Raw genomic sequence first — 25,624 nt, 5'->3', positions numbered from 1 at the left:
CGGCAACCCGACGACCATGGAACAGCTTTGTCGCCGCCCCGGCCAGAGGGCTCGGGGGGTCAGTCCTCGGTGAAGGCGGCGACGATCAGATCGGTGAGCAGCGCTCCCGCGCCGCCGTCCGGGTCGAGATCGGGGTCGTACACGGTCACATTCATGCCCACGCAACGGGGCGAACGCACCAGTCCCTTGAGCAGCAGGGTCAGTTCGTGCGGCAGCAGCCCGTCCGGGTCGGGGCTGTCGACGGCCGGCATGACGCGCGGGTCGAGCACATCGGCGTCGAGATGGACCCAATAGCCCTCCAGCGGGGGCACTTCGAGGGTCTGCACGACGGCCGACGTCAGTTCGGGGATGCCCCACTCGCGCAGTTCCGCCACCGTCATCGTCGGGATCTTCAGCTCGGCGAGTTCGGCGCGGTCGTCGTGGAAGCAGTCGCGGATGCCGATGAGCCGGATGTCCTCGTCCCGCAGATAGGGCCGCAGCCCTTCCAGGTTCGTCAGGTCCTCCTGGCCGCGCCCGGTGGCGAGCGCCAGTTCCTCACCGGCCGCCGCGCCCACGTGCGCGGAGTTGCCGGGGTGCCGGAAATCCGCGGAGGCGTCGACCGCGGCGAGCCCGTACCGGCCCAGCTGGCGCAGGGCGAGCGAGGCGCCGAGCTGGATCGAACAGTCCCCGCCGAGGACGAGGGGGAAGTCACCGGCGCGCACATGGTGTTCGATACGGTCCGCGAGCCTGGGGGTGTACGCGGCGATCGCGTCGGCGTTGAAGACACCGTCGCCCTCCTGCCAGTCGCCCCGGTCGTAGCGCGGCGGTACGACGACACCGCCCTCAAAGGCTCCGAGCCGCTGGACGATGCGCTGTTCCCGCAGCGCGCCGGCGAGCTTGTAGCAGCCCGGCACGGCTCCGGGGGCGGGTGGGCGCAGGCCCAGGTTCGAGGGAGCGTCGACGATCACGATATTTCGCATCGTTCCATCCTCACGCGCGTCCACCGGGTCTTCAATGTGTGCGACGAGAGGAAGGCGGCGGCAGGAAAGCGGGCGGGAGGAAGGCGGGAGGCGGAATCCGACATCGCGTCAGGTCACAACCCGCGGGCAGGGGCCTGCCGGACACCGGAGCCGGACGTGCGGGTGGAGGCATGGCAAGCTGACGACACCGGCCGTCGGCGGCTTGCCACCCTGAGCGCCGTTCACCATCCTTGTCTGACAAGTGGCCGAGGCGAACCGAGGAGGGGCCATGGCAGTCGGCGGGCAGCAGCGCAGACCGGTCGTCGTGCTGTACGAGCGGATCGCCGACGCGATCCACGACGGCACCTACCCGCCCGGCTCCACTCTTCCGTCGGAACCCCGGCTGGCCGGTGAACTGGGGGTGAGCCGACCCGCCCTGCGCGAGGCCCTGCTCCTGCTCCAGGAGGACGGACTGCTCTCGGTCCGGCGAGGCGTCGGCAGGACCGTCAGCGACCGCCCGCCCCGACGGGGCTACGAGCACATCCAGCCGCTGGAGGACCTGCTCGCCGCAGGCTCCCCGCTGCGGGTGCGGCCGCTGCTGCGCACGGTCGAGGAACCCACCGACTTCACCACCCAGCATCTGCTGGCACCGGCCGGCGCGGAGCTGCGGTTCTGGGAGTCGCTGCTGGCCGGGGACGGTACGGCGGCGGCGCTCAGCCAGGAGTGGGCGGCCGCCGACGAGGTGCTGGAGAAGGCGCACCCGGACTTCGCCGAGGCGCTGCGCACCGCGTCCGCCCCTGCCGGCTCGATGCTCGCGGTCCTGACCGGCGCCTCGCGCGGAGTGGCCCTGACCGCGCACAGCGCGATGAGCGCGACACTGCTCGGGCGGCGGCGCGGCGAGCAGCTGGGCCGGGCGGCCGACACCCCCGCCGTCCTGATCACGCAGGTGGTACGGGTCGGGGACACCGCGATCCTGGCCGCCAAGCACATGCTGCCGACGGGCGCGCCCGCGATGCCGGTGCTCCAGACGAACTGACCGGCGGGGTCGGCGCTCCGGACGAACCGATCGGAGGGGCCGACGCTCCGGACGAGCCGACCGGCGGGCTCGTGAGACGGCCGTCACGGCCCGCCCGGAGCGGGTGCCGTACACTCCCGGTGCATGCACTTGTCTGACATCCTGCGCGCGCCCAAGGCCGTCCTCCACGACCACCTCGACGGCGGCCTGCGCCCCGCCACGATCATCGAACTGGCCCGGGAGTGCGGCTACCGCGATCTGCCCACCGAGGACCCGGCCGCGCTCGCGACCTGGTTCCGTGACGCGGCGGACTCCGGCTCGCTCGAGCGCTATCTCGAGACCTTCGCCCACACCTGCGCGGTGATGCAGACCCGCGAGGCGCTGGAGCGCATCGCGGCGGAGTGCGCCGAGGACCTGGCGGCGGACGGCGTCGTCTACGCCGAGGTGCGCTACGCCCCCGAGCAGCACCTGGAGCGCGGTCTGACCCTCGACGAGGTCGTGGACGCGGTCAACGCCGGATTCCGCGAGGGCGAGCGCCGCGCGGACGGCCGGATCACCGTCCGCGCCCTGCTCACCGGCATGCGTCACACCGACCGGTCGCTGGAGATAGCCGAGCTCACGGTCGCCCACCGGGACCGTGGGGTGGCGGGCTTCGACATCGCGGGCGGCGAGATCGGCAACCCGCCGGCCCGCCATCTGCCCGCCTTCCAGCATCTGAAGCGGCACAACTGCCACTTCACGATCCACGCCGGTGAGGCCGTGGGCGCCGAGTCGATCCACGAGGCCGTGCAGATCTGCGGCGCCGAGCGGATCGGGCACGGTGTGCGCATCACCGACGACATCACGGTGCACGACGACGGCACCGCGGAGCTGGGCGGGCTCGCCGCCTACGTCCGGGACAACGGCATCGCGCTGGAGGTCTGCCCGACCTCCAACCTCCAGACGGGCGCGGCCAAGGACTACGCGACGCACCCGCTCGACCTGCTGCGCCGCCTCGGCTTCCGCGTCACGCTCAACACCGACAACCGTCTGGTGTCGGGGACGACCATGAGCCAGGAGTTCCAGCACATGGCGGACGCGTTCGGCTACGGCCCCGAGGTCTTCGAGGAGCTCACGGTCGCCGCGGTCGAGTCCGCGTTCCTGCCGCTGCCGGAGCGCCGCCGGCTGATCGACGAGGTCATCAGGCCGGGGTACGCGGCGCTCGGCCGCTGACCGTCGTCAGATCAGCGCCGGTTCGTCCAGCGTGAGGGTGCACGACTCGGCGTCCAGCTCCGCCGGAACGCCGAGCGGCATCGTCAGAGCGGTGTCGCTGTGCCCGAAGCCCAGCTCCTCGACCACCGGGACACCGAGGCCGCCCAGGCGGTCCCGCAGCACGGCCCGGATCTGTTCGTAGGGGCCGCACTGCGCCCAGGAGCCGAGGGCGACACCCGCGACGCCGTCGAGCCAGCCGGTGCGCAGGAGCTGGGTGAGCACCCGGTCGAGGCGGTAGTCCTCCTCGCCCACGTCCTCCAGCAGCAGCAGTCCGCCCCGGGCGGAGGGCCTGGCGTGCGGTGTGCCGAGGTCCGCGGCGAGGAGGCTGACGCAGCCACCGAGGGTGATGCCCCGGGCCCGGCCGGGGATCATCGTGCGGGCGGTGTCCAGGCCGAGTGTGCGCACCGACTCCGGCTCGAACAGCGTGGCCCGCAGCGACTCCTGCGTGCGGTCGTCCTTGAGGAAGGTGGTCGCGCCCACCATCGGCCCGTGCAGTGTGGCGAGGCCCATGCGGGTCGCGAACGCCTCGTGCAGGGCGGTCACATCGCTGTAGCCGACGAACACCTTGGGGCCGGCCGACCGTATGGCCGTCCAGTCGAGGAGGTCGGTCATGCGCTGCGCGCCGTACCCTCCGCGGGCGCAGATGACGGCCGACACCGACGGGTCGCACCAGGCGTCCGTCAGGTCCCGGGCGCGGTCGTCGTCGGATGCGGAGAGGTACCAGAACTCCGGATGCCGTCCGCGGACATGGGGCATCACGACAGGCTCCAGGCCCCAGCCCCGCAGGATGCCGAGGCCCTCCTCCAGACGGTCGTCGGGGACGGGTCCGCTCGGAGCGACGACGGCCACCCTGTCCCCCGCCCGCAGTCGTCGGGGCCGCGTCAGGGGTGTGACGGTCACTTCTTGAGCTCCAGCAGCGGGATGTCGGGCCGGGCGATGCCGAAGGTCTGTGCGTACAGGGAGAGTTCGGCCTCCAGGGCGCGGATCATGGTCTCCGCACGGCGGAAGCCGTGGCCCTCCCCCTCGAAGGCGATGTAGGCGTGCGGCACACCGCGGCCCGCCATCCGCGCCAGGAACCGCTCGCACTGCACGGGCGGGCAGATGACGTCGTCGAGACCCTGGAGCAGCAGGAACGGTGTGGTGATCCGGTCGACGTGCTCCGACGGAGAGCGCTCGCGATAGCGGCCGGGCACCTCGTCGATCGGCCCGATCAGCGAATCCAGATAGCGGGACTCGAAGTCGTGGGTCTCGCTCGCGGCCCAGCTCACCAGATCCAGCACGGGGAAGATGACCGTGCCGCAGGCGTACACATCGGTGCTGGTCAGCGATGAGGCGGTGGTCCATCCCCCGGCGCTGCCGCCGCGGATCGCGAGGCGGGCCGGATCCGCGGTGCCCTCGTCCGCGAGGGCGGCGGCGACGGCCGCGCAGTCCTCGACGTCGACGACCCCCCACTGCTCGCGCAGGCGCTCGCGGTATTCCCTGCCGTATCCGGTGGAGCCGCCGTAGTTCACCTCGGCGACCCCGATGCCGCGGGAGGTGAAGTAGGCGATCCCCAGGTCGAGGACGAGGGGGACCTGACTGGTGGGCCCGCCGTGGGCCCAGACCACGTAGGGCGGCAGCTCGTCGTCGGGCGCCACCCGGTCGGGGCTGTGCGGCGGATAGATGTGGGCATGGATCGCCCGGTCGTCGGGACCGGCGAAGGTACGGATCTGCGGCTCCGGGTAGTACGCCGGGTCCACCGGGTCGTCGTGCGCCGAGCCGATGACCCGGGTACGCCCGGTGCGGGTGTCCAGCTCGACGATCTCGTAGGCGCTGCGCGGGCTGGCCGCCACGCCGATCACCCGGTCGCCGTGCACGGTGAGCATCGGGGCCCAGTCGGTCCAGGGCCCGGCGGCGTCCACGAGTTCGCCGGTCTCCGGGTCGAGTATCCCGAGGGTGGTGGCGCCCTTGCCGTGGATCACGGCGACGAGTCCGTCGGCCAGGGGGCGGAACCAGGTGAGGCCCAGCTTCCACAGCGGCCCGCCGAACTCCTCCCCGCGGCCGGGACACAGCGGGGTGGGCCGCGCGGCACCGGACCCGAGGGCTTCCGGCCGGACGCGCTGGAGCTCCCACCAGTTGCCGGCGTCGGAGACGAAGAGCAGCGAGCCGTCCGGAGCCCAGTCGACCTGGCATACCGACTCGTCGCTCTCCCCGACGACGGGGCGCACCGAGGCGAACGGGCCGTCGTGCGTCACCTCGCCGAGCATCACCACGGTGCCGTCCCAGGGCATCCGCGGATGGTCCCAGGCGATCCAGGCCGCGTGCCGTCCGTCCGGCGAGAGCCGTGGCCCGGTGACGAAGCGGTGGCGGTCGTCGGAGAGCTCCCGCACGGCGCCGCGGTCCCGGGCGGCCGATCCGTCCAGTGGCACGGCCGCGATCACGCGCCGCACATCGGTGGGCGCCTCGCCGGTGAACTCCTCCAGCACGCACCACACTTCGTTCCGCTCGGCGTGGATCCTCGGCTCGGCCCAGCGCAGGCCGCCGCCGACGGACGAGAGCGGTGTGAGGGGGCGCGGTTCGGCGCCGGGCTCGTCCGGCTCGAAGGCGTACAGCCGCTGGTCGACGAAGTTCACGAAGACGACGAGCGCTCCGCCGTCGCCTTCCACGACGCCGTCCCACGGGTGTCCGCCGTACTCGATGACGCGGCTGCGGACGTTCCACGGAGCGGGGAGCACGGATTCCTCGACTCCGTCGGCCCGGCGGCGCATCAGGGCCCGTCTGCCGCCTTCGGTCGGGCGCGGCGCCGTCCACCAGACCTCGTCACCGACCATGCCGGGGAACTCGGGCCTTCCGCTGTGCGACGCGGCGAGCGCCGCGGCGATGGGCGAAGGCCACGTTCCATAGGCTCCTGTCGGTACCATTTCCAACTCCCCCTATGCGGAACGCAGATAGTGGTCGAGCACCCGCACCCCGAAGTGGAGTGCCTCCACCGGGACCCGCTCGTCGACACCGTGGAACATCGCCGCGTAGTCGTAGCCGTGGGGCAGCTTCAGCGGCGAGAAGCCGTAGCCCGTGATCCCGAGCCGGGAGAACTGCTTGGCGTCGGTGCCGCCGGGCATGCAGTACGGCACGACATGGCCCTCGGGGTCGAACCGCTCGACGGCGGCGCGCAGTTGGGCGAAGGTCGGGGAGTCGACGGGTGCCTGGAGGGGCACCTCGCGGTGGTGGAACTCCCAGTCCACGTCCGGTCCCGTCAGCCGGTCCATGGTCTCGCGGAACTCGTCCTCGCCGCCGGGCACCATGCGTCCGTCGATGAAGGCCGTGGCATGGCCGGGGATCACATTGATCTTGTAGCCGGCGTCCAGCATGGTCGGATTGGCGCTGTTGCGCACGGTCGGCTCGACGAGGGCCGCTGACGTGCCGAGCTTCAGCATCAGTTCGTCCGCGTCGAAGTCCTCGGCTTCGACATCGGCGTCGAGGCCCTGAAGGGCGGCGAGCTCGGCGAGAGCGGCACGCACCGTCGGGGTGAGCCGCAGGGGCCACCGGTGGTCCCCGATCCTGGCGACAGCGGCCGCGAGGCGGCTGACGGCGTTGGTCCGGTTGACCTTGGAGCCGTGACCGGCCCGGCCACGTGCGGTCAGCTTGAGCCACGCGGTGCCCCGCTCCCCCGCGGCGATGGGGTAGAGCGTCATCCCGGGACCGGCGTGGAAGCTGAACGCCCCGGACTCGCTGATCCCTTCCGTGCACCCCTCGAAGAGACCGGGGTGCTCGTCGGCGAGGAAGCCGGAACCGTCGGCCGCGCTGGCCTCCTCGTCGGCGGTGTAGGCGATGACGATGTCCCGCCGGGGCCTGACGCCCGCCCGGGCCCAGGCCCGGACGACGGCCAGGATCATCGCGTCCATGTTCTTCATGTCGACCGCGCCGCGGCCCCAGACGACGCCGTCGCGGATCTCGCCGGAGAAGGGGTGCACCGTCCAGTCGTCGGGTTCGGCGGGCACGACGTCCAGATGACCGTGGACCAGCAGGGCATCCGCCGACGGATCGGTGCCCTCGATACGAGCGACGACATTGGTGCGCCCGGGCGTGCGTTCCAGCAGGGTCGGTTCGATGCCGGCGTCGGCGAGCCGCTGCGCCACGTACTCCGCGGCGGGCCGCTCGACGCAGTCCCCGCCCCCGCGGTTGGTCGTGTCGATCCGGATGAGCTCGGAGGTGAAGGTCACCACCTCGTCGAGCGCCCGGTCGTCGATGGGCCCTGTCACGTCAGCCATACTGCTCCTCCATCGCCGCCGAGACGATCGTCGTGACCGCTTTGAAGGTGCGGATGCCCTCGTACATGGTCTCGCTGCTGTAGGCGACGCGCCGCTCCCCGCTGCCCGCGACCCCGGGCACGACGGTGGCGGCGGCCGCCAGATGGTCCGCGTCGAACTCCAGCTCCACGGTGAACGGCCCGCCACGCACCGGTTCGTGGCGCACCGCGAGCGCGGTCGCTTCCTTGGCCGCGGCTCGGATGTCCGCCGCGGTACGGGCCGGGGTCCGGCACACCGCCGCGTACCGCGAGACATGGTCCTTCACCGCGACCGCGCGGGCCGCGGGCGCGTATCCCCCGGCGTCGACGCAGGTCAGGTCGTCCCCGGTGACGAGGACGACCGGCACGCCGTACTCCGCGACCACGTGCGCGTTCAGCAGGCCCTCGCTCGCCCGGGTGCCGTTCAGCCAGACGCCCGTGATCGAGTTGGCCAGATAGGTGTGCGCGAGCACGCCCTGGGTCCCGGCGCCCGTGTGATAGCCGACGAAGGCGATGCCGTCCACGTCGCCGTGCTGCACACCCTCGACCATGGACAGCGACTTGTGCTTCCCGGTGAGCATCTGCACCCGCTCGTCCAGCTGCTCCAGCAGCAGATTGCGCATGGTCCAGTGCGCTTCGTTGATGAGCACCTCATCGGCACCGCCGTCGAAGAAGCCGAGAGCCGCGGCGTTCACATCGGAGGTGAACAGGGCCCGGCAGCGCTCCCACTGGGGAGTGCCCGGCAGCACGTCGGCAGGCCAGGTGACACCGGTGGCGCCCTCCATGTCGGCGCTGATGAGGATCTTCATGCGACGAAACCGTACGCGTCGCCCGGCACGTCGACCAGCCCTGTGGATAACTGCCTCTGGGGTGGACCACTGGCATCACCCGTTCCGGTCAACGCGCGCGGTCCGCCGACGTCAGGACGCGCCGTCCGCCGACGTCAGGACCCCGCCTCCGGAGGTGTCCCCGGCTCCAGGGACCAGATCAACTCGGCGCTCAGCGGTCCCGTGCGGGCGAGGAATGCGCCGTGGTCACCGGCGAGCGCGGCGTGCTGCGAGCCGTGGCACAGCACGGCCGCCCGCTTGCGCGCCCACTGGTCGTCGTCGAGGCGCAGACCGTGCCGGACTGTGGTGCGGTGGCCGTCCATCAGTTCCCGGTACGCCGGGCCGTAGGTGGTGTTCACCGTGAGGGCCGCGTCGGCCTCGTCGGTTCCCCACTCGGGCAGATGGCCGGTGTAGGGGAGGTCCGCGTAGACCCAGGGCAGGGGCGCGCGGAGGGCGGCGAGGACCTTCAGGGCCCGGCGCCGCACCGTCGCGTGGTCCGGCTGGTTCGTGCCGAGCGGGACGAGGAGGCGGACGTCCGGCACGAGCGTCTCCAGAAAGGCGTCCAGGCCGGGGAGTTCGGCGCTGTCGGCGTAGGGGCCGTCGGGATGGTCGAGCACCACCTGCTCCGCGCCGAGCAGACCGCACGCCGCGACGTCCTCGGCACGGCGGCACCGGTAGGCCTCGGCCGCGGAGGAGAAACCGCAGGAACTGTCCCACCAGGACGTCGGAGCGTCCGCGGGCGGGGCGCCGCCGTACACGGTGACGATGGCGGTCGGCCCGGGCAGCAGGGGCAGCAGCCCGCCCAGGGAGAGCGCGGCGTCGTCGAAGTGCGGCGAGAGGACGACCGTGCGCCATAAGGGGTGTGCGGACACAGACATGGGCTCCTCGTGGAGTGGGACGGGCGGGAGAGGCCGGGCGGAGCCCGCCCTCCGGGGAACAGTGGCCCCCGGGGTTCAGGGATCAGCCGGATCCGGGCCACAGGACGTGGGGGTCGAGCCGGGCGAACACGGCGTCCCAGGCGTCGTCGTCGCCTTCCCAGCGTCCGGGCCGGGCCGCGACGGTGTCCCAGCCGATGCCGGGCGGCAGCGCGGCGGCGTCCGGCGGAGGTGTCCGGCGCAGCCAGAGCAGCGCGAACCGGTGGCCGGGGCTGCGGGCGGACAGCAGTGCTCGGAGCCGTCGGAGGTCGGCCGCGGTGAGTTCGTCGAAGGCGTCGTGGTGCACATAGAGGACCCGGGCGTCGGAGGCGGTCAGTTCACGCCATCGCACGGCCAGGTGCTCGAACTTGGCCTTGACCGCCGGGAACTGCCGCGCGATGTCGTCCGCGGTCAGCGGGTGTCCCGCCACGGCCCGGAACTCGTGGAAGAACCGGATGTCGGACCCTCGGTCGAGTGCGCAGGCCCCGTCGCTGAACGGCTCGGTCAACCCGGGTCGCAGCACATTGCGGAAGTCGGATTCGACGGCTTCGAGCACGGACTCGAACTCCAGGTCCAGCCAGTCGAAGAAATGGGCGCGGTCGCTGCCGGTGACGCGCCGGATCTGGTAGGTCGACTCGCAGTGGTATCCGAGCCCGACACAGACGTCGTACACAGGGGCCTCCGGGGCGTGACAGCGATGTCAGCCGGCGGTCCGGCGCAGCAGGACGCCGATGCTGCCGCGTTTGCTCAGATAGGCCCGGCCGCCGCACACCGACTCCACCGCGGGGAAGACCAGTTGGGTCTCGTCGACCTGTTCCCAGCCCGTCGAGGCCGCGAGCCAGGGGCGCAGCCGTGTGGCGAGGGCGGCCGGTTCCAGGGCGACGAAGACCAGATCGGCCGGAAGCGTGTCCAGGAGGCCGAGATCCTGGCCGTAGTAGAGCATCTCGATCAGCAGGTACGCGGCGCCCGGAAGGCGTCGTTCGGCGGCAAGCGTCTCGAGGCCGTCGGGGTGCACGCGGGCTTCGCCGGCGACGCGTTCGGCGAGCCGGGCGCGGAACGCAGCGTTGGGCTCGGTGGCCTCGACGTCGAAGCCTTTGCCGGTCAGCCGGGCGGTGAGTGCCCCCTCACAGGCGCCGACCTCGATCAGCGGTCCGTCGTCCAGGGTGCACCAGCCGGCGATCCACGAGGTCGTGGCGTCGAGTCGTTCCTGCTCGTAGGCGGAGGTGGCGAACTCCCAGGGGTCGACGACCGAGGCGGCGTCGTCCCCGAGACTCGCGAGGAGGGCGAACAGCCGCTCCCGCTCGTCGGCGCCCGCGGCGAAGAAGCGTTCGGTCGCCGGGATACGGGCGGTGTCGATCCGGTGCTGGGCCGAGTCGGCACGCAGCAGATGACCGCAATGGCGGTTCACGAAGCGGAGTTTGGCGGCGGCGAGGTCGCGGTCGAGGGGACGGTCGAGGTCGCTGACGACCTGGAGGTAGGGCGAGTACCCCACCGCGTGGAGGACGGACAGGTCCCCGGCCGCGATGGCCGCGTCCCGCCCGAGCAGGCCGCGGCTGCCCCGGTTGTCGGCGGGCGAGTGTGTCCAGACACGGGCCGCCCGGCCCGCCGCGGCTTTGCCGATGGCTTCGGCGAGCGGACCGGACCCGGGTGAGGCGGCGGCTTCGTCCACCGGCCGTTCCCGCCGGGCCAGCGCGGCGAGCCGGTCGGCCCGGTCGCTTCCGGCGGGCAGCACCACCGATTCCGCGGTGCCTGCGCACAGGACGTGGACCTCGCGGGCCTCGGGGTCGGTGAGTACGGAGAGAAAGTCGAGAACCGCGTCCTCGGCCCTCAGCACCACCACGATGTCGATCACAGCCCGGTCCCATCAGCAGCTCGGCAGGAGCGGACCCGTGACCGGGGTGAGCGGTGCGGGTCCACAGCGCACCCTAACCACAGTTCACCGTTGTGGTCCAGACCAATTTTCGGCGACGGAAAGGAACCTGGCGCTCCGTCAGACGACGTACTGCGAAGGGGAAATGGAGCTCGTGGTGCATTCTCAGCGGCGGCCGAGAACCAGCCACTTCGAGGGCAGCTCGATCCGCGAACCGTCCTTCTGGTACTCGGTCGTCGTCAGCGGAAGGCTTCCGCTCGCGAACACCGTGAGTCCCGCCGTACGGAAGTACTCGACCATGTCCGCGTCCGACACCGCTCCGGGCACGATGCCGTGCCGGAACACCGGCTGAAGCTTGGGCGGCGGGCCGGACGCCGCCTGGGCCAGCCGGGCCAGCTGCTGCCCCGCGGCCTCCGCCAGCTCCACCACGAACGCCCGCCCCCGCTCACCGACCAGGGTCGCGACCGTGTCGGCAAGATCCTGGCGGTCCTGTGGGTCGCTCTGATGGAGCACCCCGCGCATATAGACGTTGCAGTCGCCGAGCTCCTCGCGCAGTGCGGCCACCTGCTCGGCATCGACGGCGTCGAGCTGGCGGAACCGCATCTCGCCCGAGGGTGCGTCGCCGCCTGCGGCCGGGGACTTCTCCTGCTGCACGGCGAGTTCGATGGCGGCGGCCGAGAGATCCGCTCCCATCACCGTGGGGAAGCGGTCGGCGAGGAAACGGGTCTGGGTGCCGTTGCCGCAGCCGAGGTCCAGCAGGGTCAGTCCGGGGTGGTCCACATGCGGTTCGTACAGCGCCAGATGCAGTCCCGCGGTCAGCGCCGGCTCGGCGTCCCACAGGACCGATCCCGGTTCACCGGAGGCCTCGCCCCAGAAGCCGTCCCAGGCGTCCTTGTACCGACTCGTCACGCTCATGACCAGCTCCCCAGGATGTGACACGACGTCAAGATCGGTCTACCGCTCCAGTGTTACGGCGACAAGCATCGTGTGCATACCTTCACGTCGCGTTCGACAGCGTGACGGTCGGGCCACTCGTGCCTCGCCGGCGCAGAAGTGGGTCTGCCTTACGCCTGCCCCGCCGGCACGGACACAGACGCGCCTGCACCCGCCGGGCTCGCGCGGACACGGACCCGCCCTACGGGGTGCCCCCGCAGGGCTCCTGCACGCCCTACCGGTGCCCCGCTCGCGCAGCGGCCCCTGCCCGGGGCAGAGCCAGCTCGAACCACACGGTCTTGCCGCCTGCCGTACGGCTGGCCCCCCACTCACGCGCCAGCGCGCTCACCACCCGCAGTCCGCGCCCGGCCTCGTCGTCCCCCGAGGTGTCGAGCAGCGTCGGCAGGGTGTGGTCGTCGTCCGCCACTTCGCACACCAGCGACTCGGCCCTGACCAGCCGCAGTTCCGCACGGCGCCCGTCCGCGTGGCGGATCGCGTTGGTCACGACCTCGCCGACCAGGAGCTCCACGGTCTCCGTCACCGGGGCGAGCCCCCAGGACGCCAGCTGCCCACGGACCAGCCGGCGCGCCCGCGCCGCCTCCCGCGGCTCCAGCGACAGTTCCCAGGTCGCGACCGACTCGGGAGCGATGCCGTTGAGCCGGGCCATCAGCAGAGCGACGTCGTCCTTGCGCCCACCACGGGTGTTGAGCGATCGGATGATCGTGTCGCAGGCGTCGTCCATCGAGGCGGCCGGGTGCGCCGCCGACTCGCACAGTGTCGCGAGGCCGACCCCGATGTCCTCTCCCCGCACCTCCACCAGCCCGTCGGTGCACATCACGAGACGGTCGCCGGGGGCCACGGGCACCCGGACGCTCCGGAAGGGCACTCCGCCGACGCCGATCGGGGCACCGGTGGGCAGGTCGAGCAGTTCGCTGCGCCCGTCGGCCGCCCGGACGAGGACCGGCGGCACATGCCCGGCGTTGGCCATCAGCAGCTCGTGCCGGATCGGGTCGTAGACCGCGTACAGACAGGTGGCGAGATAGTGCTCGCCGAGACGCTGGGCGAGGTCGTCGAGGTTGCGCAGCAGCTGCTCGGGGGGCAGGTCGAGCGCGGCCATCGTCTGTACGGCGGTCCGCAACTGCCCCATCATCGCTGCCGAGTTGAGCCCGTGACCCATGACGTCGCCCACCACCAGGGCGGTCCGTGAACCGGGCAGCTTCACGGAGTCGAACCAGTCGCCGCCGACCCGGCCGAGCAGAGTGCCCGGCAGATAGCGCGTGGCCGTGTCGCACCCGGCCATCCGCGGGGTGACCTGCGGCAGCATCGAGTCCTGGAGCGTCTCGGCGACGCTCTCCTGGTAGGTGTACATCCGGGCGTTGTCGAGGACGAGCCCCGCGCGTGCGGCCAGTTCGGCCCCGGTCACCCGATCCATGTCGTTGAACAGGGCGCGCTCCGCGTGGCGCAGCAGGATCATGAAGCCGAGGACGACGTTGCGTGCCTTCAGCGGCACGACGAGCATGGAGCGGCCGTTGATCAGCGGCCGGATGTCGCGCTTCTCGAACTGCGAGGCGATGGCGGTACCCATCTGCTCGCTGATCCTCGGCACCAGCACCGGATCACCGGTGGTCATGCACTGGAAGAACGGCGTGTGCTCGGGGAACGGCATCGACTCGCCGACCGGTACGACATCGTCCCAGCGGCCCGGTTCGTCGACGTGCTCGACGGCGACCCGGTGCCACAGGGTGGTCGCGTCGGGCGGCCCGTCCGGGAAGCCTTCACCCGCGATGACCTGCTCACGCAGGTACGTGCCCGCGACATCCGTGAAGCGCGGCACCACGGCGGCGCTGACCTCCTGGATGGTGCGGGAGAGGTCGAGGGATGATCCGATGCGGCCGCTGACCTCGTTGAGGAATTCGAGGCGCTCGCGGACGGCGGCGTATTCGAGGTCCTGCTCCAGATCGGCGGCGTCCGCCTCCCGGCCCGCGGCGACGGCCGCCTCGGCCGCCCGTTGCCGTGCCCTGCGCTCGGTGCGCCGCGGCACACCCCAGTCGGGTGTGACCGGCACCCGATCGTGGTGACTGAACTCCAGCACGGGGTAGCCGAGTTCGAGGATCTGAGAAACGATCCGCGTCGACTCCTGCACGCTCATGCTGGGCAGGATCTCGGGGAGTCTGCGCGCCAGTTCGTCCGAGCCGGAGAACTCGGTGTGCAGGGCGAAGCCGGGCGCGATGCGTTCGACGCTCTCGTCCTCGGCGCCGAACAGCCGCGCGTCGGCGGCCAGGACGAGCAGTCGCTCGGTGCCCGGCCCGACCATGGGATACGCCCACCAGAGCACGTCGATGCGCTCGCTGCCGGGCTCGGAGAGCCGGGCCCTGCCCGCCGCCGGGTAGGAGGTGCGGCCGTTCAGCGGGGCGTCGAGGCCCGTGCCGGGGCCGCCGTAGCCGTCGTACCCCTCGTACTCGCCATCCGCCGCCAACGCTCCAGTGACGGGGAGCAGTTCGGTGGCGGGCCGGCCGACGGCCTCCTGACGGTCGCGGCCGAAGAGCCGGCGCGCTCCGGTCGACCAGTGGGAGACCAGGCCGTCGCCGTCCACGACGACCACGGCGAGCGGAATCCGGCCGGCCACGGCGAACTGCCGTGGCGGTGTCGGAACACCACTGTCCATGGCTGGGAGGCTCCTTCCCCGCCGCCGGAAACCGCGGCCTCGGCACCACGGTACGGCGGCGGCGACACGGTGTGCGGCGCAACCGTGGAATAGGTGGTGCGCCCGCGCAAAACTGACGAAGAGTCAGTCCTCGTGCCCCAACTGGAGATCGCGTTCGGTACGCCCCCCGCCCGCGACCTGCAGAACTGTGGCGACCGGCGGGTAACCTGCCGCGATGACCGTGTACTCCCCCGAGGAGAGGTCGACAAAGCGGAAGGTGCCGTCGGGGCCCGTGGTGAGGGTGTCGACTACGTTGCCCGCCGCGTCGAGGAGCGTCACACGGGCCTCCTCCACGGGACGCCCGCCGCCGGCCCGCACCGTGCCGCGCAGCATCGCGCCTCCGGCCAGTTCGACGTCCTGCCGGGTCTCCCTCGCGGCCTGCACACTCACCGGGAGCGCGGCGGGGCGGAAGGCGGGGGCGCTCGCGGCGAGTGTGTACTCCCCCGCCACCAGCTCCGTCATCACATACCCGCCCTCGCGCCCGCTGCGAGTGGTGGCCACGACGTCGCCGCGGACATCGGTGAGGGTGACCGTCGCCTCCCGTACGGGCATGCCGTCGGCGGTGGTCACCGTCCCCGCGAGACGTCCGGCGCCGCCGAGGACCACGTCCAGTTCGACGGGGCGTTCGCCGACCGTGACGGTGACCGCCTGCGGCTGGTGCCCGCCGGCGGCGGCGATCATCACATAGGAGCCGGAGCCGGGCACGCTCAGCGCGTACCGCCCGTCCTCGCCGCTGGCGCCCCGGCCGATCTGCTGCCCCTGGACGTCGATGAGGGTGAGGGCGGCGCGCGGCACCGTGGTGCCGTCGTGGTGCTGGACGGTCCCGCAGACGGGGACCCCGAAGGAGTGGGCGGGCGCACTGCGGGCCGGGGGCACCGAAGCGGTCTCGGCGGCGGAGGCGTTGTGGGACACCAGCGGTTTCTCCTTGAGGAAGAAGGCGATGAACAGGCCGAGCACGAGCACCGGCACGAGATAGAGGAAGATCCGCGGCATGGCGTCGGCGTACGCCTGGATGTAGCCGTCGCGCATCGCCGGCGGCATGGCGTGCACGAGCTGCGGGGTGATCGACTCGGGGTCCGGCAGGCCCGCGCCCCGCGGGAGGCGGTCGGCCAGCGAGTCGGTGAGCCGGTCGGCGAAGAGGGTGCCGAAGACGGCCGCGCCCACGCTGCCGCCGATCTGGCGGAAGTAGTTGTTGGCGCTGGTGGCGGTGCCGAGGTCGGCGGGCGGTACGGCGTTCTGCACGGCGAGGATCAGCACCGGCATCACCAGACCGATCCCGACGCCGAGCACCGCCTGCCAGACGCTGTACTCCAGCCGGGAGGTGTCGGTCTCCAGACGCGACAGCAGCCACATACCGGCGACCGAGACCGCGCTGCCGAGCACCGGGTAGACCTTGTAGCGCCCGGTGCGGCTGATGAGCTGGCCGGAGACGATGGAGGCGACGACGATGCCGCCCATCATCGGGAGCATCAGCAGGCCCGACTCGGTGGCGCTGGCTCCGTCGACCATCTGGAGGAAGGTCGGCAGATAACTCGCGGCACCGAAGAGCGCCACACCGACGACGGCGCCGACGAGGCTGGTGATGTTGAAGACCGAGTCGCGGAACAGCCTCAGCGGGATGATCGGTTCGGGGGCGAAGGACTCGACGACGAGGAAGAGGACGGCCGTTGCGGCGGCGCCGGCCGCCAGTCCGAGGATGACGTGCGAGTCCCAGTCGTACTCGGTGCCGCCCCAACTGGTCAGCAGGACAAGGCAGGTGGAAGCGGCCGCGAGGAAGAGCGCGCCCAGCACGTCGAGCCGTCCCCGTGCGGCTGGCTTCGGGAGCTTCAGCACGGCGGTCACCACGACGAGCGTGAGCACGCCGAAGGGGACGTTGAAGTAGAAGCACCAGCGCCACGAGACATGGTCGGTGAAGAACCCGCCGAGGAGGGGTCCGGCCACGGATGCGAGACCGAAGGCGGCCCCGATGAGGCCCATGAACCGCCCGCGGTCACGGGCCGGGACGATGTCGGCGATGATCGCCTGGACGCCGATCATCAGGCCGCCGGCGCCGATGCCCTGGATGGCGCGGAAGGCGATGAGCTGGTCCATGCTGCGGGACCATCCGGCCAGTGCCGAGCCGATGATGAAGACGACGATGGCGAACTGGAAGACGCCTTTGCGGCCGAAGAGGTCACCGAGCTTGCCGTAGATGGGCAGGCCCACCGTGGCGGTGAGCAGATAGGCGGTGATCGCCCAGGGCATCCGGTCCAGCCCCTGGAGCTCACCGACGATCTTGGGCAGCGCGGTGGCGACGATCATCTGCTCCAGCGCGGCGAGGAGCAGCGCGAGCATCAGGCCGCAGAAGACGAGGCGTACGCGCCGGGGGCTGAGCGGTTCGGGAGCCGCGGCCGCGGCTCCCGGGGGTGAGGGATCCGAGGGACCGCCGGTGACCGGTGCGGCCTGCTCGTCCTTCACCAGAGTGATGCCGCCCACGTATCTGCTCCCCTCGTCACGCCCTGCGCGGCGTCATTCTTCGCATTACACGCCAAGAGGGAGCAAGCGGGGCGTTGTTCGGGGACGCGGCGCGCCGGGGGCGCCAACTGCCGTTCGGGGGGCGCGCGTCGGGCGCTCATCAGGGGCTTTCCCGCGGCTCGTGGCGCCGGGGGCGCATCACGAGACCGCGGGGAAAACCACTCGAAACGGTGAGTGTTACAGCAACTCGGGCCGGCCTACTTCTCGACCGCGTGCGCGAGCTTGTCGAGCTCGGCGTCGTAGATGCGGGCGAGCCCCTTGGGGGCGAAGGTCCGCTCGAAGAACCCGCCGATACCGCCGGCGCCGTTCCAGACGCTGGTGACGACGACCTTGGACTTCCCCTCCCCGGCGGGGGTGACGGTCCAGGTGGTGACCATGGAGGAGTTGCGGTCCTTCTCGACCAGCTGCCCGTCGGTGGGCTCGGTCACCTCGAGGAGGCAGTCGCGGATGCGCTTGCTCGTGGCCTGGAGCTTCCAGTGCACGAGGGTGCCCTCGCCGTCCCCGCCCTCCCGGACCTCGTACTCGCTGAAGTGCTCGGGCAGCAGCTTCGCGCGGGTGTTCTCGTAGTCGGCCAGGGCATCGAACACCTTCTCCGCGTCCGCCGAGATGATTCGTTCCGTGGTGGCCTCGACCTGCGCCATTGCTGTTCCTCCAGCACTCGGTTGTTCGGGGTGGCGCTAGCCAACCACCTCGGGTGCGGGCACCCAAATCCGCGGCGTCGGCGCCGCCGGCGCACCCGCCTTCACACAGGGGTTGCAGTGATCAAGGGAACACGTGTTCTATTCTGGGGTCAGTGCTACCGAGGAGGCGACCATGCGCTGGGACAATCTGGTCGAGAACCCCGCAACGGCCGGGGAGACCGCGCTGTTCGGGACGTCCGCGGTGACCACCAGGACGTTCGACACACCGGAGTTCCGGGGGATCACCTTCCACGAGGTCCGCGCGCGTTCGATTCTGAACCGGGTGCCCGGTGCCTCCCGCATGCCGTTCGAGTGGACGGTGAACCCCTACCGCGGCTGCTCGCACGCCTGCGTCTACTGCTTCGCCCGCAAGACCCACAGCTATCTCGATCTCGACACCGGCCTCGGCTTCGACTCCCAGATCGTGGTGAAGATCAACGCCCCCGATCTGCTCCGCCGCCAGCTCGCGTCCCGCCAGTGGCAGGGCGCGCATGTCGCGATGGGCACGAACGTCGACTGCTACCAGCGGGCCGAGGGGCGCTACCGCCTGATGCCGGGCATCATCTCGGCGCTGCGGGACCGGGCGAACCCGTTCTCCATCCTCACCAAGGGGACGTTGATCCTGCGCGACCTGGATCTGCTGGTGCAGGCGGCGGAGGTGACCGACGTCGGGATATCCGTGTCGGTGGGCTTCATCGACGAGACACTGTGGCGCACGGTCGAACCGGGCACACCGGCACCGGAGCGCCGCCTCGACGTCGTCCGCACCCTCACCGACCACGGCATCGGCTGCGGGGTTCTGATGGCACCCGTCATCCCCTTCCTCGGAGACCGCCCGGACCAGCTGCGGGCGACGGTGAAGGCGATCGCCGCCTCCGGGGCCACGTCGGTGACCCCGCTCGTCCTGCATCTGCGGCCCGGTGCGCGTGAGTGGTTCATGGCCTGGGTGTCCGAGCACCACCCTCATCTCGTACGGCGCTACGAGCGGCTGTACGCGGAGGGGGCGTACGCACCGAAGTGGTACCAGCGGCGGATCACCCGCCATGTCCACGAACTGGCGGCCGAGTTCGGGATCGGACCGGCGGACCGCGGGATGCCCCGGCGGATCCGTACGCCGGAGGCGGCGGTCGAGGAGGCTGTGGCGCCGACGCAGCTGACCCTGCTCTGAGGGCGCCGCCCGCCGGGCGGGCGGGGCAGCGAGGGGCCGGTGAGCAGGCGGGCGAGGGGGCCGTCGGTCCGGATTGTCAGTGGCGTACGCAAGGATGTACGCATGACTGCACAGCTCACCCATGTGAAAGCCCCTCACGGCGTGGCCCCCGGCACCGGCTACAGCCATGTCGTCTGGGGCACCGGCCGGTTCGTCGCGATATCCGGGCAGTGTGCCTTCGACGAGGACGGCAGGATCGTGGGCGAGGGCGACCCCGCGGCGCAGGCGCGGCAGGTGTTCGAGAACATCCGCCGGTGTCTCGCCTCGGCGGGTGCGACGTTCTCGGACGTCGTGAAGCTGACCTACTTCGTGACCGATGTGGCGCAGCTGCCCGCGGTGCGTGCCGCCCGGGACGAGGTGTTCGCCGGGCAGCACCTGCCGGCGAGTTCGGCGGTCCAGGTGGCTGCCCTGTTCCGGCCCGAACTGCTCGTGGAGATCGAGGCGTTCGCGCTGGTCGGGGAGGAGAACTGAGCCGTGGGGGTGCGGATCCGGGACATGACGATCGATGACTGCGACGCCGTCGCCACCGTCCGGGTGCGAGGCTGGCAGGCCGCGTACGCGGGGCTGATGCCGCAGTCCTACCTCGACGCGATGAGTGTGGCCGAGGACGCGGAGAAGCGCCGCGGCTTCTTCGCCCGGAGCGCGGGCCGGGTGACCAATGTGGTCGCGGAGCGGGACGGCACCGTGGTCGGCTGGGGCTGCTTCGGGCCGAGCAGGGACGCGGGCACGACCGCCGACAGAAGCGAGTTGTACGCGATATACGTGCTGCCCGAGCAGGTCGCCACAGGGGTGGGGCGTGAGCTGATGGAGGAGCTGACGCTCCGGGCGTGGGAGGCCGGGTTCCGCGGGATGGAGCTGTGGGTGCTCAAGGAGAACGACCGCGCGCGCCGGTTCTACGAACGGGCAGGCTTCACTCCCGACGGCGCGGAGGAACTCTTCGACGTGGACGGTGTGCCGGTACCGGAGGTCCGCTACACGCGGTCTCTCACCGGCTAGCTCCTGGCGTTTCGCTGAACGGCCGGACCGGTGCCGCCGACGGATGTGCGCCCGCCCTCGTCCCGGCACCGGCTTGCGTGCCCGCACCCGACTCGGCGTCCGCGCCTCGTTCGGCGCCCGCTTCCGTGCCGCCGTCCCCTTCCGTATCGGCGTCCCTTTCGGCGTCCGTCTCGCTCCCTGCCGAGATCCAGCGGCGGGAACCGGAGTCGTACTCGTGGACCGGCCTGCCCTGGTAACCGCTCGTGCGGAACGGGCGCCCGTGGTCGTCGATGCGCACGGTGCCGGACCGGTCGCCGCTGCTCCACGCCAGCTCCAGGAACCAGTCGCAGTCACAGGTGACCGTGCGGCCGGTGACCAGCAGGATCTCCGGGTCCTTCGCCGAGACCTTGTAGGGGAAGGAGAGCGCGGGGATCGCGTCACCGGCATCGTTGCCCGCCACGGAGCGGGCGACCGGGCGGGAGGCGTCGAGGTTCACGTCGAACAGCCGGGGAGTGATCGATCCGCCGCAGCCGGGGCTCATGCTGTAGGCGTCGGCCTTCAGTGGTGCCCGTCGCGCGGCCACCCGGACCTGGATGCCCTGAAGCACGACGGCCGTGTCGTTGCGGCCCTGCACCGTGATCCGTACACCCGCGTCGCCCGCGTGCACCGCACCCACGGACCGCGCCCACTGTTCGGCGTCGGCCTCGGCCGGCGGAGGGGGTACGGCGGAGGGGCCGCGCTTCACGAGATAGGTGTGGCCGCAGCCGTTCTGCCACACATGCTGATCCGTGGTCCAGGTGAACGGCGTGCCGTTTCCGCGGGGTTGGGACCCACCGGGCGCCCGGGTGGCCTTCGTCCGGGGATCGGGGCTCTTCCCCTCCCCCGAGCCGTGCCCCCCTTCCGCGGAATCCGTACCGGCCGCCCCGGGAGTGGTGAGCTCCTGGGGAGCGGAGCCGCCCCCAGGCGGCTGAGAGGTGCCCGTGTCCTGGTCGCCGGGCTGCTGGGCGGTCGGGCGCTGTCGGTCAGCGGCCGAGAGCGGTGACTGGTCGAAGGCCATGAGCAGGACGAGCGCGAGGACGGACGCGACGAGGGCGGCGGCGTAGGCAGCGGGACGACGGAACAGACGCGAGCCGGCCCATGCGGGCACGGCCGCCGGCACGGTCACCCGTGCGGGCGCTCGCGCGGGACGTTCTGCGGATACCTGGTCTGCGTGCGGGAGCCGGCCCGGGACGGGGCGACCGACACTCGCGTCGTCGGCGGGGGTGGCCGGAACGGGGCCGGCCGAAACGGGGGTGCCCGAAGCGGGATTGCCCGACGCCCCGGAGGTGCCCGACGTGTCCGATACCTCCGAGGCGGCCGACGTGGCCGAGGTGGCCGCGGTGGCCGCGGTGGCCGCCAAGCCCGAAGTGCCGTGCGGGGCACCTGCGTCGGCCCGCCCACCGCCGCTCTCCATGCGCCGGCGGCGGTCGGCGTCCGCCCGAACCCACAACCGGTGCAGCGCGATCAGGTCGTCACCGGCGCACCCGCACAGCCGGGCCAGTCGTTCGATCGGCGCGAACTCCACCGGCACCGTGCTTCCCGAGCAGTACCGGTGCAGGGTCGACGCGCTGACGCCCACCCGACGTGCCAGAGCGCCGTAGCTGCGGCCCGACGCGTCCCGGATCTCGCGCAGCCGCTGCGCGAACGCCTCGGTCTCGGACTCTCGCGGTGTGCTCACGCCTTTCAACTCCCCCCGGCCGTCCCAGGACGGCGTTTCACCCCTGCTGAAGAGTCCCACGTCAGCAGGGGTGGAATGGTTCCACGGTTCCGGACGTGCCTCAGGTGCTTGCCGCCACTTCACGAGCCGTCAAAGCTGGTGATCGCTCCACCAACCACGAACAACGGGGAAGTCCTTTCATGAACATGTTCCGCACCGCTGCCCTGACCACGGCGGCCGTCGGTCTGACGGTCGTCACGATCGGCGCGGCCACCGCCGCTCCCGTGACGCCCGCCTTCCTGTCCGCCTCCCAGCTGCCGGCCGCCTCCACGGCCTGGCACGCCGACCCGGTGAAGCCCGGCACGGGCGACGACTTCTGCACCCAGGGAGTCGCGCCCGAGGCCGCCAGCAAGCACCGGGAGTTCAGGACCGAGCTGGACACCGGAGCGCAGCAGACCATCACGGTCGCGGCCACCGAGGCCAAGGCGAAGGCGCTCGTCACCAAGCTCCGGGCATCGGTCGAGAGCTGCCTCGACCGGATGAAGGAGCAGTACCCGACCATCGAGGGCGAGGCCTTCCACCACGGCAGGGTCGATGTGGAGGAAGGTGCGAACGTCTACAGCATCGACACCCACGACACCGAGATCGGCTCCTCCGACATCGCGCTCTACTCGGTCGGCCGCGACGGCAAGGCCCTGACGGTGGTCCGCTGGAGCCAGTTGGGCGAGCTGGACGGAGCGCCGCTGGACGGGTTCCGGAAGACCACGCGCACGGCGGTCGCCAAGCTCTACTGATCCTCTCGCGGCGCCGGCCCACCGACAGCGCGGGCCGGCGCGGGACCGGCGCGCACGAGCACGCCACAGACTGCCCGTCGGGTTCTACCGACCCCGACGGGCACATCGGGGGAGCCCGCGGGCTCCGGGTCCGGAATCTCTTCCGGCCCGGAGCCCGCTTGCACTTCTCCCCGGCTTGCACTTCTCCCCGGCTTGCGCATCTCCCCGCTTGCGTTTCCGCGGCCCGGAGCCCGCTGGCGTTGTGGACCCCCCGTGCCCGGTCGCCCAGCAAGCGCCTCCGCGGCGGGACCGTAGGGCACCCGCGGCCTCGCCGGCCTCGTCACCCGATCCTGGCCAGCGCCGCCTCCGCCGCCGCCGTCAGACGCGGATGCGTCCGCGCGGATCGCAGTATGTCCCCCGCGCGCCGGTCGCCCAGTGCCCCGAGACCCTCCACACAGGCGAGCGCCACCCGCCAGTGCGGATCGCCCGGCGCCAGCCGCCGCCGGAGCACCGTGATCAGGGCCGGTGCGGATTCCGGGGCGCGCAGGCGGGTGAGCAGCCGGACCGGCACCAGGGCATAGGCGACCCTCAGCTCGTTCGTGGCCAGCGCGGCCGCCGCTCGCGGGGTACGGGGGTCCCCCAGCGCGGCCAGCGCGTGCGCGGCGGAGACACAGCGCGCCGGATCACGGTGGTTGAGCAGCAGTACCAGGGCCTCGAAGGCCCGCCGGTCCCCCGCGCACCCGAGCCGGAAGGCTGCCATCTCCCGCGCCCACAAGGGGCGTTCCTGTTCGATGAGGACGCCCGCGAGCTCCTCCTGGTCCTCGGTCGCCAGCAGCCGTTCATAGGCGACCGAGCCGCCCGACTCGCCCCTCAGCCGCTGGGCCAGGGACCATAACTCCTCGTCCATGCCGGTCAGCGTAGCGACGGCAGGGGCCGCGCACGGCGGCGATCCAGATCACACCGGACCAGGTCTGGCGCGCTCGTTACTGGCGAGTTAATCTCAAGTGAGCGGGTAACCCCCGCAGAGCTCCCGGTGGCCTGGTGACGCAGCCGCCGCGAGTGCAGTCGGTTCGGCAAGCACCGTGATGCGTCGGTGGACGTATCGCGTACGGCGTGACTCCGGGACAGAGTCCGCCGGCCCTGCACCACGACACGCAATCGACGTGCGCCGTGCGCCCCTTTGGCACCTCCCCACGCGCACCGCCCGTGCGCATCTCCCCGCGCGCACCTCTTCTTCAGTCGTCACTCATCCCTGGAGTCCCCTGATGGACACCCCTCTCCACACCATTGCCGTCGTCGGCCTCGGCACCATGGGCACCGGCATCGCCGAGGTGCTCGCCCGGGCCGGCCGTGAGGTCATCGGCATCGACATCAGCGCCGCGGCCGCCCGCCAGGCCGTCGTCGCCCTCGAAGCCTCCACCGCACGCGCCGTGGAGCGTGAGCGGATCACCGAGGAGGAGCGCCGCAACACGCTCGCCCGCTTCCGCACGTTCTCCGATCTCCAGGCGGCCGCCGACGCGGATCTCGTGATCGAGGTGGTGTCCGAGTCGTACGAGGCCAAGCAGCAGGTCTTCCGTGCGCTGGACGGCATCGTGCGCCCCACGACCATCGTCGCCACCGGCACCAACGCCCTGTCCGTGACCCGCCTGGCCGCCGACTCCTCGCACCCCGAGCGCGTGCTCGGGCTGCACTTCTTCAACCCGGCCCCCGCGATGAAGCTGGTCGAGGTCGTCTCCTCGGTGCTGACCGCGCCCGCCGCCGTCGAAGCGGTCACCGCGCTGGCGCGTGAACTCGGCAAGGAGCCCGTCGCCGTGGGTGACCGGCCCGGTTTCGTCGCCGACGGTCTGCTCTTCGGCTACCTCAACCAGGCCGCCGCGATGTACGAGGCCAAGTACGCCTCCCGTGAGGACATCGACGCCGCGATGAAGCTCGGCTGCGGCCTGCCGATGGGACCGCTGGCACTGCTGGACCTGATCGGCATCGACACCGCCCGGACGGTTCTCGACGCGATGTACTCCGCGTCCCGCGACCGGCTGCACGCGCCGGCCCCCATCCTCAAGCAGCTGAGCGAGGCCGGTCTGACCGGCCGCAAGGCGGGGCGCGGCTTCTACACCTACGCGGCACCCGCTGCCGCGACCCCGGTGCCGGACGCGCTCACCCCGCAGCCGGCGGCCGAGGGAGCGGGTGGCCGTGAGGTCCGTTCCGTGGGCGTGGCTGGTTCCGGGACCATGGCGAGCGGCATCGCCGAGGTCTTCGCCAAGGCGGGCTACGACGTGGTGCTCGCCGCGCGCTCGCTGGAGAAGGCGGAGACGGCCAAGTCCCGTATCACCAAGTCTCTTTCCCGTTCTGTCGACAAGGGACGGATGACGGCCGAGGCGCGGGACGAGACGCTCGGCCGGATCACTCCCGCCGGCTCCCTGGACGCCTTCGCGGACGTCGATCTCGCGGTCGAGGCCGTCGCCGAGGACCTGGAGATCAAGCAGCAGCTGTTCGCCACCCTGGACAAGATCTGCAAGGAGGGTGCGGTGCTCGCCACCACCACCTCCTCGCTGCCGGTCGTGGCCTGTGCCCGCGCCACCTCGCGCCCGCAGGACGTCATCGGCATGCACTTCTTCAACCCGGCGCCGGCGATGAAGCTGGTCGAGGTCGTCCGTACCGTCCTGACGGCCGACGACGTCCACGCCACGGTCCGCGCGGTGACCGCGAAGATCAAGAAGCACCCGGTGGACTGCGGCGACCGCGCCGGATTCATCGTGAACGCACTGCTCTTCCCGTACCTGAACAACGCGATCAAGATGGTCGAGGAGCACTACGCCACCCTCGACGACATCGACGCCGCCATGAAGCTGGGCGGCGGCTACCCGATGGGGCCCTTCGAACTCCTCGACGTGGTGGGGCTCGACGTCTCGCTCGCGATCGAGAAGGTGCTGCACCGCGAGTTCCGCGACCCGGGTCTCGCTCCCGCGCCACTGCTGGAGCACCTGGTGGCCGCGGGCTGCCTCGGCCGGAAGACCGGGCGTGGCTTCCGCGAATATGCCCGCCGCTGATCACACCGCCGGCTGG

21 protein-coding genes are annotated in these 25,624 nt (G+C 71.6%); 7 read left to right on the top strand and 14 right to left on the bottom strand.

Translation table 11 applies throughout. The features are described 5' to 3' along the window. Positions 1 to 59: 59 nt before the first annotated feature. Positions 60 to 959 carry an arginase family protein gene (locus OHA05_RS29730; protein ID WP_328862201.1) on the bottom strand — a complete coding sequence of 300 codons (900 nt, stop codon included), beginning with the start codon at positions 957 to 959 and terminating at the stop codon, positions 60 to 62. 268 nt (positions 960 to 1,227) lie between these two features. On the opposite strand from OHA05_RS29730, the gene OHA05_RS29725 reads away from it, so the two are divergent. Both OHA05_RS29725 and OHA05_RS29720 read left to right on the top strand, forming a co-directional pair. Next, on the top strand, positions 1,228 to 1,974 hold the full coding sequence (locus tag OHA05_RS29725; protein WP_313943203.1) for a GntR family transcriptional regulator: 747 nt from the start codon (positions 1,228 to 1,230) through the stop codon (positions 1,972 to 1,974). A 123-nt stretch (positions 1,975 to 2,097) separates the two neighbouring features. Next, entirely contained in the window at positions 2,098 to 3,165 is a 1,068-nt protein-coding gene (locus OHA05_RS29720) for an adenosine deaminase (RefSeq protein WP_328862200.1), read from the top strand. A gap of 6 nt (positions 3,166 to 3,171) precedes the next feature. Here the strand turns inward: OHA05_RS29720 and OHA05_RS29715 are convergent, their stop codons facing one another. The 11 genes from OHA05_RS29715 to OHA05_RS29665 all read right to left on the bottom strand — a co-directional run bounded on the left by OHA05_RS29715 (position 3,172) and on the right by OHA05_RS29665 (position 17,871). Continuing rightward, a complete protein-coding gene (locus OHA05_RS29715; protein WP_328862199.1) occupies positions 3,172 to 4,104 on the bottom strand; it encodes a S66 peptidase family protein in 933 nt (310 codons plus the stop codon). Then, the gene (locus OHA05_RS29710) at positions 4,101 to 6,104 is read right to left on the bottom strand and encodes a S9 family peptidase (protein ID WP_313943206.1); all 2,004 of its coding nucleotides are present in this window, start codon (positions 6,102 to 6,104) and stop codon (positions 4,101 to 4,103) included. Before OHA05_RS29710 ends, OHA05_RS29715 begins: the two co-directional genes overlap by 4 nt. Before the next feature lie 12 nt (positions 6,105 to 6,116). Beyond that, positions 6,117 to 7,451 (bottom strand): M20/M25/M40 family metallo-hydrolase, encoded by a 1,335-nt coding sequence (locus OHA05_RS29705; RefSeq protein WP_313943207.1) that lies wholly within the window; start codon positions 7,449 to 7,451, stop codon positions 6,117 to 6,119. Next, complete coding sequence (locus tag OHA05_RS29700; RefSeq protein ID WP_313943208.1) at positions 7,444 to 8,277, bottom strand: M55 family metallopeptidase; 834 nt, start codon at positions 8,275 to 8,277, stop codon at positions 7,444 to 7,446. The genes OHA05_RS29705 and OHA05_RS29700 overlap by 8 nt, the downstream gene beginning before the upstream one ends. A gap of 134 nt (positions 8,278 to 8,411) precedes the next feature. Then, positions 8,412 to 9,173: a PIG-L family deacetylase gene (locus tag OHA05_RS29695; protein WP_328862198.1), complete on the bottom strand. Its 762-nt coding sequence runs from the start codon at positions 9,171 to 9,173 to the stop codon at positions 8,412 to 8,414. A gap of 82 nt (positions 9,174 to 9,255) precedes the next feature. Next, positions 9,256 to 9,882 carry a DUF1796 family putative cysteine peptidase gene (locus OHA05_RS29690; protein WP_328862197.1) on the bottom strand — a complete coding sequence of 209 codons (627 nt, stop codon included), beginning with the start codon at positions 9,880 to 9,882 and terminating at the stop codon, positions 9,256 to 9,258. A gap of 27 nt (positions 9,883 to 9,909) precedes the next feature. Continuing rightward, a complete protein-coding gene (locus OHA05_RS29685; RefSeq protein ID WP_328862196.1) occupies positions 9,910 to 11,061 on the bottom strand; it encodes a hypothetical protein in 1,152 nt (383 codons plus the stop codon). 183 nt (positions 11,062 to 11,244) lie between these two features. Beyond that, entirely contained in the window at positions 11,245 to 11,994 is a 750-nt protein-coding gene (locus tag OHA05_RS29680; RefSeq protein ID WP_313943212.1) for a class I SAM-dependent methyltransferase, read from the bottom strand. A gap of 253 nt (positions 11,995 to 12,247) precedes the next feature. Beyond that, positions 12,248 to 14,677 (bottom strand): ATP-binding SpoIIE family protein phosphatase, encoded by a 2,430-nt coding sequence (locus OHA05_RS29675; protein ID WP_328862195.1) that lies wholly within the window; start codon positions 14,675 to 14,677, stop codon positions 12,248 to 12,250. 123 nt (positions 14,678 to 14,800) lie between these two features. Further along, positions 14,801 to 17,191 (bottom strand): MFS transporter, encoded by a 2,391-nt coding sequence (locus tag OHA05_RS29670; RefSeq protein WP_328862194.1) that lies wholly within the window; start codon positions 17,189 to 17,191, stop codon positions 14,801 to 14,803. A gap of 236 nt (positions 17,192 to 17,427) precedes the next feature. Then, positions 17,428 to 17,871, bottom strand: coding sequence for an SRPBCC family protein (locus OHA05_RS29665; protein WP_313943215.1), 444 nt, complete (start codon positions 17,869 to 17,871; stop codon positions 17,428 to 17,430). A gap of 172 nt (positions 17,872 to 18,043) precedes the next feature. Here OHA05_RS29665 and OHA05_RS29660 point away from each other — a divergent pair, with 172 nt between their 5' ends. The 3 genes from OHA05_RS29660 to OHA05_RS29650 all read left to right on the top strand — a co-directional run bounded on the left by OHA05_RS29660 (position 18,044) and on the right by OHA05_RS29650 (position 20,113). Beyond that, positions 18,044 to 19,078, top strand: a complete 1,035-nt coding sequence (locus OHA05_RS29660; protein ID WP_313943216.1) for an Rv2578c family radical SAM protein — start codon at positions 18,044 to 18,046, stop codon at positions 19,076 to 19,078. Positions 19,079 to 19,180: 102 nt separating this feature from the next. Further along, positions 19,181 to 19,588, top strand: coding sequence for a RidA family protein (locus OHA05_RS29655; RefSeq protein ID WP_313943217.1), 408 nt, complete (start codon positions 19,181 to 19,183; stop codon positions 19,586 to 19,588). 24 nt (positions 19,589 to 19,612) lie between these two features. Further along, positions 19,613 to 20,113 (top strand): GNAT family N-acetyltransferase, encoded by a 501-nt coding sequence (locus OHA05_RS29650; protein ID WP_328862193.1) that lies wholly within the window; start codon positions 19,613 to 19,615, stop codon positions 20,111 to 20,113. Here the strand turns inward: OHA05_RS29650 and OHA05_RS29645 are convergent. Further along, a complete protein-coding gene (locus tag OHA05_RS29645) occupies positions 20,103 to 21,809 on the bottom strand; it encodes a helix-turn-helix domain-containing protein (protein ID WP_328862192.1) in 1,707 nt (568 codons plus the stop codon). The two genes, OHA05_RS29650 and OHA05_RS29645, sit on opposite strands and share 11 nt — an antisense overlap. Before the next feature lie 179 nt (positions 21,810 to 21,988). On the opposite strand from OHA05_RS29645, the gene OHA05_RS29640 reads away from it, so the two are divergent. Further along, a complete protein-coding gene (locus OHA05_RS29640) occupies positions 21,989 to 22,582 on the top strand; it encodes a hypothetical protein (RefSeq protein WP_328862191.1) in 594 nt (197 codons plus the stop codon). Positions 22,583 to 22,901: 319 nt separating this feature from the next. Here the strand turns inward: OHA05_RS29640 and OHA05_RS29635 are convergent, their stop codons facing one another. Further along, positions 22,902 to 23,468, bottom strand: a complete 567-nt coding sequence (locus OHA05_RS29635) for an adenylosuccinate lyase (RefSeq protein WP_313943221.1) — start codon at positions 23,466 to 23,468, stop codon at positions 22,902 to 22,904. Between the two features lie 358 nt (positions 23,469 to 23,826). On the opposite strand from OHA05_RS29635, the gene OHA05_RS29630 reads away from it, so the two are divergent. Further along, positions 23,827 to 25,608: a 3-hydroxyacyl-CoA dehydrogenase family protein gene (locus OHA05_RS29630; RefSeq protein WP_328862190.1), complete on the top strand. Its 1,782-nt coding sequence runs from the start codon at positions 23,827 to 23,829 to the stop codon at positions 25,606 to 25,608. Positions 25,609 to 25,624: the final 16 nt, after the last annotated feature.

Origin of the sequence: Streptomyces sp. NBC_00306, assembly GCF_036169555.1 — a bacterium.
GTDB lineage: Bacteria > Actinomycetota > Actinomycetes > Streptomycetales > Streptomycetaceae > Streptomyces > Streptomyces achmelvichensis.
Note: the sequence above shows the minus strand (reverse complement) of the source record. Positions and strands in the feature narration are given on the sequence as shown.